Source organism: Methanothrix sp., assembly GCF_024518575.1.
In the GTDB taxonomy this organism is placed as follows: domain Archaea; phylum Halobacteriota; class Methanosarcinia; order Methanotrichales; family Methanotrichaceae; genus Methanothrix_B.
Window position 1 is genome coordinate 1 of the sequence record NZ_JANIHG010000058.1, and the last position, 6,181, is coordinate 6,181.

General features: G+C 54.7%; 7 protein-coding genes. 6 read left to right on the forward strand and 1 reads right to left on the reverse strand.

The window, feature by feature from the left end:
• The first annotated feature begins 695 nt into the window (after positions 1-695).
• The 6 genes from NQU42_RS08010 (at position 696) to NQU42_RS08035 (ending at position 5,607) form a co-directional block, all read left to right on the forward strand.
• Positions 696-1,028 carry a hypothetical protein gene (locus tag NQU42_RS08010; protein WP_296610511.1) on the forward strand — a complete coding sequence of 111 codons (333 nt, stop codon included), beginning with the start codon at positions 696-698 and terminating at the stop codon, positions 1,026-1,028.
• A gap of 842 nt (positions 1,029-1,870) precedes the next feature.
• On the forward strand, positions 1,871-2,899 hold the full coding sequence (gene asd / locus NQU42_RS08015; RefSeq protein ID WP_296610513.1) for an aspartate-semialdehyde dehydrogenase: 1,029 nt from the start codon (positions 1,871-1,873) through the stop codon (positions 2,897-2,899).
• Position 2,900: 1 nt separating this feature from the next.
• A complete protein-coding gene (locus NQU42_RS08020; protein WP_296610515.1) occupies positions 2,901-3,866 on the forward strand; it encodes a radical SAM protein in 966 nt (321 codons plus the stop codon).
• A gap of 4 nt (positions 3,867-3,870) precedes the next feature.
• Positions 3,871-4,320, forward strand: a complete 450-nt coding sequence (locus NQU42_RS08025; RefSeq protein WP_296610517.1) for an AsnC family transcriptional regulator — start codon at positions 3,871-3,873, stop codon at positions 4,318-4,320.
• Positions 4,307-4,603, forward strand: a complete 297-nt coding sequence (gene trxA, locus NQU42_RS08030) for a thioredoxin (protein ID WP_296610520.1) — start codon at positions 4,307-4,309, stop codon at positions 4,601-4,603. Before NQU42_RS08025 ends, trxA begins: the two co-directional genes overlap by 14 nt.
• A 221-nt stretch (positions 4,604-4,824) precedes the next feature.
• The gene (locus NQU42_RS08035) at positions 4,825-5,607 is read left to right on the forward strand and encodes a hypothetical protein (protein ID WP_296610521.1); all 783 of its coding nucleotides are present in this window, start codon (positions 4,825-4,827) and stop codon (positions 5,605-5,607) included.
• A gap of 73 nt (positions 5,608-5,680) precedes the next feature.
• Here the strand turns inward: NQU42_RS08035 and NQU42_RS08040 are convergent.
• Positions 5,681-6,181 (reverse strand): DUF6125 family protein (locus NQU42_RS08040; protein ID WP_296610523.1); only part of this gene is annotated, 501 nt, incomplete at its 5' end.

Here is a 6,181-nt window from a genome sequence, read left to right on the forward strand (position 1 = left end):
GAGACGGCAAACGAACCGGATGCGCTCTCTGCATCCAGCTACTCGGTGCAACTGTCTTCGGCTCACAAGAGCATAAGCCCTTGGTGCTGCATTCCTATGTATTTCGAGCGCTGGATGTTATTGCGTATGCTGTCCGCCAATTCAAACCCATCACCTGCTATCGATCTCTGCGATCTTATTTATTGATTCAAGCTCTCGACATAACGCTGAGCTCAACGCAAAATATTTGGAAGCGGGTGAGAGGTTGGACGCCGATCCAGGGAGGAGACCCTCTCACCGGGTGCTATATGGCATCTGGAGTTTATCCAGATATCTTGAGTATAGACAATTTTATTTACTTAAACCTTCCGGCCGACCGCGCATTCTGGACTCAAACAACCGTCAGCGCGCATAAGGGGGTGCGAATAGAGCTGAAGATATCGCGAAATATATCGGCGTGAACCTTCCTGGGCTCGAACAGGAGGCAACAGGGTAGCCTGTGCCGGGATGGGCGCTGTTGATCAATGATATACAGATACACAGTCGGCCAGAGCTGCAGCTGCAAACGCAGGCGGATTGCGCTGAAACATGCACTTAAAAATGTTAACATTATCGGAGCAGGAACCCACATATGCCGCTGGCTCTGAATAAGACAATATCCTTGCGTCTCCAAGCTTCAGCTAAGGTTATATACATTAAAAACTTAATGATTAAGCATGAACTATGGCTACACAGGCTATGTGGCCACGCAGGGCTCGGATGAGGTGGATATCGCCGATTTCCTTAGAAGTCTCGGATTCCTCGAGGACGAGGTATTCAGCGTTGTGTACGAGCTGAACTCGTACAGAACGATACCTGGCACCACTCTTGAGAGATACATCCACAGAGTCGTCTCATCTATCGTTGAGGAGGAGAGGATATCATTCCTCAAGGGGCTCCTTGTGGGAATAGCCATACGCCAGGTCGTCGATACGATCCAGGATGATGATGAGCCTCCACTCAGCGATGAGGAGGCACTGCTGCTGGAGGAGCTGAGGAGACTCTCCTGATGGGTAGATCCAGGGCGGAGATTCCGGTCTTCGTGCCTGACTGGATTCAAAATGCACCGCAGTTGACGATCTCGCGGAGCACTCGCCCGCCCCGAGAGCTGCCCTCTCGCGCTCGATGTAGCTGGGCTGAGGAAAATTCAGCTGGCACGACCATCGGATTCAGCATTCCGCAGCGATTATCAGTTAGCTGAGTGATTTCGTAGCTATCGATTTTGGTGTCGTGTACCATCATTGAGATCCGCAACATGTATCCTCACCGGCTTCAGGAAGTATCGCCTCAGCGGATCTCAACCCAGACCTGTTCGTTCGGTGATCCGAGTCAAAAACCGATTTTTGACATGCTGCAACAGATTGAGGTTCCTGACGACAGCCACACACTTTGGCTTGAAAGATTGAGACGTCAGAATCGACAGACACTGAAGAAACATTCCACGAATACTGCAGGTTCAGACGCTTCCTATCGCATTGATACAGACGATCCAATATCAAAGGGCAGCGCCGGGTAAAAGACTGTAAGTTAGCAGCCCCATGGGCTGCTGATGAATGGCCTCTTTCTCCGGGGCATTCTGGGCTCAGGATTCGGCTCTGGCTTCTCCCAGTCGTAAACGCCAAACCAGCTCACTTGAGCTAAGCCGTACATGGATGTATCTCTATCGAACATATCGGTCAACATCTCTTCGACATTTGACGAATATAAGCTTTTGGGTTATGATTGGGGCGTGGTGCCAGCTCCAGCGAACCCATCAAGCCTGGAGGATGCTGTTGTTCTTCAGTCTCCTCCGGAGCAGTAATTATATACCACACCATCTTCTATGCCATCTCAGTTCAGAGGGTGATCGTTGATGGCAAAGATCAAGGCAGGCGTCCTGGGAGCGACGGGCGCTGTGGGACAGCGTTTTATCGAAGGACTCAGGGAGCATCCGTGGTTCGAGCTCACGAGCCTGGCGGCATCTGACAGAAGCGCAGGAAAGAAGTATCGCGAGGCTGCGAGATGGAGGCTTGAGAGCGAGCTGCCTGAGGAGTTCGCAGATATGACCGTTGTCAGGGTCGATCCAAAGGAGGTCGACGCTGATATAGTATTCTCAGCACTACCATCTGATGAGGCGAAAAAGGTTGAGGCGGAGTTCGCGGCGGCAGGGTTCGTCGTCGCCTCGAACACCGCGACGAACAGGATGGTTCCGGACGTCCCTCTTCTGATACCGGAATGCAATCCCGATCACATAGATCTCATAAAGATCCAGAAGGAGCGGAGGGGATGGGAGGGTTACATCACCACGAATCCAAACTGCACCACCATCATGTTCGCACTCACGCTCAAACCGCTGATGCAGTTCGGCATAGAGAGCGTTCATGTAGCTTCGATGCAGGCGGTCAGCGGCGCCGGGTACGAGGGCGTGCCATCCATGGCGATCCTGGACAACATCATACCCTACATTGCAGGCGAGGAGGAGAAGGTCGAGACTGAGGCCCAGAAGATCCTGGGAAGGTTTGATGGGGAGAGGATAGTTCCGGCGGATTTCACCGTGAGCGCGAGCTGCCATCGCGTTCCCGTTATGGATGGGCACACTGAGGCCGTATGGGTCAGGATGAAAGAAGATCCCACGCCGGCTGAGGTCAGGCAGGCCTTCCTGGACTTCAACCCCGGGCTGGATGATCTCCCGACGTCTCCCAGGAAGGCGATAATAGTAAGAGATGAGCCGGACAGGCCGCAGCCCAGGCTGGACAGGAACGCCGGAAGAGGCATGTCAGTCTCTGTTGGGAGGATCAGGCCGGGTATCAGGTACATCTGCATGGGCCACAACACGATACGCGGCGCAGCTGGAGCGAGCATACTGAACGCCGAGCTTCTCCACAAAAAGGGCCTGCTCTGAAATGCTGCTCGTAGCCTGGGAGTCGACAGGAGCCTGCAACCTGAGCTGCAGCTACTGCAGGGCGTCTGCCGAGCCTGTGCCATCTGCAGATGAGCTCAGCACTGATGAAATAAAAGGTCTGATCAGAGAGATAGCTCCCCTGGGAGCTATGCTGATAATCTCCGGAGGCGAGCCTCTCCTCCGGGAGGACGTCTTCGAGGTTGCGAGATATGCTGCTGATTGCGGGGTGAGGGCCTCTCTCGCCTCAAATGGCACGCTCATAACACCTGAGATCGTGGACAGGATCCTCCTGTCAGGGATCTCCAGGGTGAGCATCAGCCTCGACGGCGCGCGCGCGGAGACGAACGATGCGACAAGGGGAAGGGGCTCATTCGATCTGGCCCTCCGCGGCATGCGGGCTCTGAGTGGACGGGTCGAGTTCCAGATCAACATGACGGTCACGCCAGGAAACGTCGATGAGCTTGACCCTCTTTTAGATCTCGCGGAGCGGGAGGGCGCGGCAGCTGTGCACATATTCTTCATGGTCCCCACCGGCAGGGGCAGAGATGTCGAGAGCATCTCTCCTGAGATGCAGAGATCTCTTCTTGAGAGAATTGCATCTGAAGAGAGATCGATCGAGATCCGTCCGACGTGCGCGCCGCAGTACGGAAGGCTGCTCGTGGGGAAGGAGAAATCGCATGCGAACAGCGCTGGGGGATGCATAGCAGGGATAAGGTTTGTGTTCATATCGAGAAGCGGCGATGTCTTTCCATGCGGCTACTTCCCGGTATCTGTGGGCAACATACGCGAGTCCTCTTTCTCAGAGATATGGAGCAGCTCACCGCTTCTGAACGATCTCAGGGAGCGAAGGCTGAGGGGCAGATGCGGGAGCTGTGGCTACATAAGAATGTGTGGCGGCTGCAGAGCCAGGGCATACGCGCTCACAGGCGATTATCTCGAGGAGGATCCGACATGCGCCTGGAGGTGATCCATTGGATGAGATCGATCTGAGGATCCTCGCGGCGCTCCAGGAGTCTTTTCCTGTTGTTGAGAGACCCTTCATGGAGCTCGCGGAGGGCCTGGGCATCGAGGAGGATGATCTCATAAGAAGAGTCTCCAGGCTGAAGGAGCTCGGGCTCATCCGCAGGATCGGGCCGATTCTGGATCTGAGACGTCTCGGTATGAGCGGAGTTCTCGTCGCGATGAAGGTATCTCCCGAAGATGCAGATCGTGTTAGCTCTGTCGTGAACGAGTACGATGAGGTATCTCACAACTATCTCAGGCCGAACGATAGCGGCTACAATTTATGGTTCACGATATCCGCGCCTGCGGAGCGTGTTGATGAGATAATATCGGAGGTAAAGAGAAGGAGCCGGTGCGAGATGCTCGTGCTTCCGACCATCAGGATTTTCAAGATAGGAGTCAAGTTTGACATCATTTGAGGAGGTTGAAGATTTGGATAAACCTGTGCTTATAGATTTCTTCGCTGCCTGGTGCGGCCCCTGCAGGATGCAGACACCGATAATGGAAGAGCTGGAGAAGAAGTACGGCGGTAGGATAGAGATCAAAAAGATAGATGTCGATAACAACATGGAGCTCGCGAACAGGTACAACATCATGGTGGTGCCGACGATAGTTCTTGAGAAGGATGGCAAGGAGGTGCGCCGCTGGCTGGGCGTCACGTCAAAAGAGGAGCTGAGCAGCGCTATCGATGAGATTCTCTAGGAGGCGTTCGCATAGGGGCGCGTCGGATCCATGATCTGTTCAGAGAGCTTGGGGTCTCACCCATAAGAAGGCTGAACGGCAACGGCAACCCTGCTCCGCACCTCTCGCTGCTCTTCGATGGTCACAAGTTCTCTGTGGACACCAGCAGGGCTCCGGGCTCTGACCAGCCGGATGCATATCTAATAACTCATGCGCACAGCGATCACCACGGAAGCTCCGCGATGAGGTCACCTAGAGCGATAGCATCCCGGGAGACAGCGCTGGCTCTCGAGATCAGGCATGAGAGGGACTATGCTGGCATGAGCTTTGAGATCGGAGACTCCCTGGATGTCAATGGTGTTGAGCTGCGAACATACCCCACAAGGCACACAATAGGATCCTCTGCGTTTTACTGGGAGAACAGTTTGGGTGTGAGGATACTCGTAACAGGGGATGTGAAGGACTACAGGTCTCTTCCCAAATGCGATCTTCTTGTAGCAGAGGCGAACTACGGGGACCCCTGGGATTCGTCCTGCATATTCGACGATGATCTGAACGGATTCTGGGAGGCTCTCAACTCGGGATCATCTTTCGGAGCATACGCTTTCGGCAAGGCGCAACGTGCGGTATCTCTGATAAGAGCGATGGGATTCAGCGATCCGATCGGCATGGACGAGGAGGGGAGAAGGCTCACAGAGGCGCTGATGCCTGATGCTGGAGACATCATTGATTTCCGGGATTGTGATGGCGTCTCTGTCGTGACCCCAAAAAACCTGCCGCTTGTCCGCTCGCCTGAGAGGTACATGCTCACCGGAAGGACGGATGCGTCATGGAAGCGGATACGTCTGAGCGACCACCTGGATTTCCGCGGGATAATGAGAATGCTCGACCACGTCTCCCCTGAGGCTGTGATCTTCTACCATCCCGCGGGCGCCAGATCAAGACTTCTCGCGCACTACCTCAGAGCCGCAGGTTGCGCCGCGATATCGCTCGAGGAGATCGATCTCTTCGAGAAGAGAATGTGAGAACTCGCATCCACATGTAATATGCGCTCGAAGAGGAGTCCTCTGAACGCGACCAGCGCATCGACAGGAGATGTTAAAGCTCTGCTCCATTCCTCAGCTCGAACTCGATCTCGCAGCTCTCATCTCCTCTGCAGATCCTTCTCCCCCTTCTGGGAACGATGCCGTCGCCGAACTCGGATGCCCAGACCTCCAGCTCGCTCCAGCATATCCTGGATCCGACGCTCTCGTTCAGCTCAGCCCTCCCCGCACGGACCATGATCTCGTGCCATGGGCATCTGGTCACCACGAACCTCACGCATCTCCCGTCAGATGATGTGGCGAACTCGAACTCCTCAAGGGAGAGCTTTGCTGCGAAGCATCTCATGAGAGAATCCAGGCCCTTTGGGGCATTCATCATCGACTTCAGGGCTCTCGCCTGTATCTTCGGCATCACCCTCCATACATCATCGTCTATCTCCAGAGCGGTATCGAAGCCGTAGCGCTCCTCGACCTTCATGAACCACAGCCCGTCGACGGCTCTGTAGCTCCGCTTGAAGTACTCTATAACATCTACCTCATCAAGATCAGGCCCTGC